This window comes from Colwellia echini (assembly GCF_002843355.2).
GTDB lineage: Bacteria > Pseudomonadota > Gammaproteobacteria > Enterobacterales > Alteromonadaceae > Colwellia > Colwellia echini.
Window position 1 is genome coordinate 1 of sequence record NZ_PJAI02000119.1, and the last position, 317, is coordinate 317.

A 317-nucleotide genomic window follows, 5' to 3' on the forward strand; every position below is an offset into this window, starting at 1 on the left:
ACTCGTGACATTCACGTTGGCAACGTGATGCTCTACCAGCTGAGCTACAGCCGCTACGTAGATATTCTTTTTCACTTACTACTAATAAAATCTTTTTAGTATAACAACTAAAATTGGAGCGGTTAACGAGACTACTCTCTTCAACATAAGTCGTGACATTCACTTTGCTTTTGGCAACGTGATGTTCTACCAACTTAGCTATAATCGCTTCGTAGAAATTACTTTTACTCAATAAAATCTCTTTAACTTTGCCAAGTTAAAATTGGAGCGGCTAACGAGACTCGAACTCGTGACATTCACGTTGGCAACGTGATGCT

General features: G+C 39.1%; 1 protein-coding gene. It reads right to left on the reverse strand.

Annotated elements, in window-relative coordinates; all coding sequences use genetic code 11:
- Positions 1 to 232 (reverse strand): hypothetical protein (locus tag CWS31_RS17490; protein ID WP_148747802.1); only part of this gene is annotated, 232 nt, incomplete at its 3' end.
- Positions 233 to 317 lie beyond the last annotated feature (85 nt).